Raw genomic sequence first — 3,840 nt, forward strand, 5'->3', positions numbered from 1 at the left:
GGTAAAGGAATGACAAAGCAATCAGCACCAGGCGCAATCATTATTCATTTTCTAGGTGGAATCCATGAAATCTATTTCCCATATGTACTGATGAACCCACTATTGATTTTAGCAGTTATTGCTGGGGGAGCCAGCGGTGTCTTTACCTTCTCAATATTTAATGCAGGCTTAGTAGCAGCCCCATCCCCAGGAAGTATATTCGCTTTATTGGCCATGACACCAAAGGGAGGATTCTTAGGTGTAATTCTAGGGGTAGTAGTAGCTGCAGCCGTATCCTTCTTGGTGGCATCCTTCTTCATCAAAGTGAAAAAGGATGATGGAGGCGAAGAAGATCTAGAAAGTGCTAAGGAAAAAGTACAAGAATTGAAAGGTAAGAAAATAGAGAAAAAGATCAGCAAGATTGTCGTAGCATGTGATGCAGGAATGGGCTCCAGTGCCATGGGAGCATCTACTTTAAGAAACAAGCTAAAGCAAGCAGGCGTAGATGTGGAAGTAGTCAATACAGCCATCGATCAAATACCGGGCGATGCAGAACTTGTCATTAGCCATGAGAGTTTAACCCAACGGGCAAAGAGCTATGCGCCTAAAGCAGAGCATATTTCTATAAAGGATTTCATCAATAATCCTGTGTATGATCAGCTGGTTTCAAAGTTAAAAGGGCAGGATGAGTTTCAAAAAGAGTCTCTTACAGAAGAAGTGCAGCAGGAGAATAATGAGATTTTGAGGAGAGAAAATATACGATTAGGACTAGAAAGCTTAAATAAAGAGGATGTCATTAAGATGACAGGACAGCTGCTGGTGAACAGTGGATACGTGGAAGAGCGCTATATACAAGGGATGCTGGATCGAGAAAAAATTACGACTACCTATATTGGCAATGGTATTGCCATACCCCATGGTGTGGGATCATGTGTCGATAGTATAAAAAAATCAGGCATTGTCATTCTTCAATTTCCTCACGGTGTAGATTTTGGGGATGGAAATACGGCATATCTAGTTATTGGAATTGCTGGGAAGGGCAATGATCACTTGAAGATTCTATCCAATATCGCCACATCCTTAGAAGATGAAAAGGTAGCCCAAGAATTAATTTCCACAAAAGATGTACAGAGCATTTATCAGATGTTTACACTGGATGAATAGGATGGGGGATGAACTTGTGATCATTACAGTAACATTGAATCCAGCCATAGATAAAACGATGACCATAGATAACTTTCAGCCTGGAAAGGTGAATCGGGAGTCAGGTGTAAGAATAGATGTGGGAGGAAAAGGGATTAATGTCTCTAAAACCATTCAAGCCCTTGGTGGAGAAAGTATGGCTATTGGAATCGTAGCTGGAAGTGCTGGGGAATTCATAAAAAAAGAACTAAGTAGGATGGGGATTGAACATCATTTTATAGGTATTGATGGGGAAACCAGGACCAATGTAAAGATTGTAGATTCAGTGAATGGCAGTGTGACGGATATCAATGAGAACGGTCCATTTTTACCCATGGAGATATTAAAGGAGTTCGAATCAGCAACCATGGATCATCTGACAGAAAAATCTCTTGTCGTATTCTCTGGAAGTGTCCCACGGAATGTAGATAAGGATATCTACAGGCGGTTGATTCATGGAGCCAAGGCCAAAGGCGCAAAGACTATTCTAGATGCTGATGGTGAGCTGCTGTTGGAGGGACTAAAAGCAGGCCCCTATCTTGTAAAGCCAAACATCCATGAATTGGAAAGGTTATTCTCTATACAACTGGATAGCACTGAAAAAATCATAGCCTATGGGCGCAAGCTTTTTGACTATGGCGTAGAACATGTAGTTGTTTCCTTGGGTGAAGAAGGCGCAATATTCATCAATCAAGAACAAACCGTTCTGGCAAAAGGGATCAAGGTAGATGTGAAAAGTACAGTAGGCGCAGGGGATGCCATGGTGGCAGCCATGGCTGTGGCCATGAGCAGAGGATATAGTCTGGAGGAAATCATTCGCTGGGCTGTGGCTACCAGTGCTGCCAATGTGATGACAGAGGGAACACAAGCACCGAGTATAGATGAGATTACTCGTTTAATGAAAGAAGTAGCATTTAGACAGATAAATTGATGAAAGGGTGAAGGATGATGAAAACGAGAGGCGTAAGAATGTATGGGAAAGATGATTTAAGATTGGAAGAGTTTGAGTTACCTGAGATCAAAGAGGATGAAATTTTGGTGAAAATCATATCTGATAGTGTATGCATGTCTACCTATAAAGCTGTAGATCAAGGGGTGAAGCATAAAAGAGTACCACCAGATGTTGCGGAGCATCCGGTCATTATAGGTCATGAATTTGCAGGAGAAATCGTAAAGGTAGGAGCAAAATGGAAGGGCCAATTTAAGGAAGGTAGTAAATTTGCGCAACAACCAGCCCTAAATTATAAGGGAAGTCCCTATTCGCCAGGGTATTCCTATCGATATTTTGGTGGAAATGCCACCTATGGCATTGTACCACAAGAGGTAATGGAGTTAGGCTGCCTGCTGAATTATGATGGAGAAGGTTTCTTCCCAGTATCCTTGGCAGAACCTATGTCTTGCATCATTGGTGGTTTCCATGCCAACTATCATACCAAAAGCGGCTCTTATAAGCATGAGATGGGGATTGTAGAAGGTGGAAATATGGCAATCCTTGGGGGCGCAGGTCCTATGGGCCTTGGTGCAATAGATTATGCTATCCATTGTGATAGAAAACCTAAATTTCTTGTAGTAACCGATGTGGATGACCAAAGATTAGAGAGAGCGAAGAGCATTATTACGCCAGAAGAGGCCAGTAAAAACGGCGTTGAGCTGAAGTACGTCAATACAAAGAGCATTGAAGATCCAGTGGCTTACCTGCTGTCCCTGACAGACAACAAAGGCTATGATGATGTATATGTCTATGCACCTGTAGAACCGTTGGTAGAGCAAGCGGATAAACTATTGGGACACGATGGTTGTCTGAACTTCTTCGCAGGACCTACGGATAAGGCGTTCTGCGCTAAGGTAAATTACTATAATGTTCATTATGCTGCAACCCATATCATCGGATCTACTGGTGGCAACACCGATGACTTGATTGAAGCATTGGAAATGACAAGTAAAGGATTGATCAATCCAGCTGTGATGATTACCCATGTGGGTGGAATGAATAGCGTGATCGATACAGTGCTGAATCTGCCTAATATTCCTGGAGGAAAAAAACTGATCTATAACACCATCGATATGGAGTTAACAGCCCTGGAGGATTTTGAAGAAAAAGGAAAAACAGATGAATTGTTTAAAGCATTAGCTGAAATTACGAAGAAACATAATGGACTATGGTCTCTAGAAGCCGAAGAATATCTATTAGCCCATGGTACAAAAATTTAAACAAGAATATGTACAAAATCTCGTGAAAATGTCGTTCTCATATAGGAAAATATGGTGAAAGGAGAGTTGTAGAATGTATCAGGCAAAAGTTACGGTAAGTAATGCATTAGGACTCCATGCAAGGCCAGCAAAATTGTTGGTCAAGGAAGCTGAAAATTATACTTCTGATATTAGAATTATTAAATCGGAAAAAGAATACAACGTCAAAAGCATGATGGGAATACTATCTATGGGCGCTCAAAAAGGAACAGAATTGACCCTTGTAGCAGAAGGAGTTGACGAGGAAGCAGCAGTGGTTGCTATTAAGAAATTATTTGACAGTGGATTTGGAGAATAAAGCATTTCTACAAGAAAGAAGGCACATGCCATGTGCCTTGAGGTTGATTACAAACCACCAGATTTTATCTATCTGGTGGTTTTCTTAATTTCTAGTAATTGATAATTTTTTCGTTTGGATCAAAAAAATAA

4 protein-coding genes are annotated in these 3,840 nt (G+C 41.1%); all 4 read left to right on the forward strand.

All coding sequences use genetic code 11. From position 1 onward, the window contains the following. Positions 1-1,143, forward strand: a 1,143-nt coding sequence (locus HNQ80_RS25430) for a PTS sugar transporter subunit IIA (RefSeq protein ID WP_184314062.1), incomplete at its 5' end; no start/stop codon positions are given. Then, positions 1,136-2,092 carry a 1-phosphofructokinase gene (gene pfkB / locus HNQ80_RS25435; protein ID WP_243183573.1) on the forward strand — a complete coding sequence of 319 codons (957 nt, stop codon included), beginning with the start codon at positions 1,136-1,138 and terminating at the stop codon, positions 2,090-2,092. The genes HNQ80_RS25430 and pfkB, both read left to right, overlap by 8 nt. 17 nt (positions 2,093-2,109) lie before the next feature. Next, positions 2,110-3,372 carry a zinc-binding dehydrogenase gene (locus HNQ80_RS25440; RefSeq protein ID WP_184314064.1) on the forward strand — a complete coding sequence of 421 codons (1,263 nt, stop codon included), beginning with the start codon at positions 2,110-2,112 and terminating at the stop codon, positions 3,370-3,372. Between the two features lie 73 nt (positions 3,373-3,445). Beyond that, on the forward strand, positions 3,446-3,709 hold the full coding sequence (locus HNQ80_RS25445; RefSeq protein ID WP_184314066.1) for an HPr family phosphocarrier protein: 264 nt from the start codon (positions 3,446-3,448) through the stop codon (positions 3,707-3,709). Positions 3,710-3,840: the final 131 nt, after the last annotated feature.

The organism is Anaerosolibacter carboniphilus, from assembly GCF_014205875.1.
Taxonomy (GTDB): domain Bacteria; phylum Bacillota; class Clostridia; order Peptostreptococcales; family Thermotaleaceae; genus Anaerosolibacter; species Anaerosolibacter carboniphilus.

Coding starts and splice junctions, on each gene's coding strand:
- HNQ80_RS25445 (WP_184314066.1), top strand. CDS start 3,446: ATGTATCAGGCAAAAGTTACGGTAAGTAATGCATTAGGACTCCATGCA.
- pfkB (WP_243183573.1), top strand. CDS start 1,136: ATGAATAGGATGGGGGATGAACTTGTGATCATTACAGTAACATTGAAT.
- HNQ80_RS25440 (WP_184314064.1), top strand. CDS start 2,110: ATGAAAACGAGAGGCGTAAGAATGTATGGGAAAGATGATTTAAGATTG.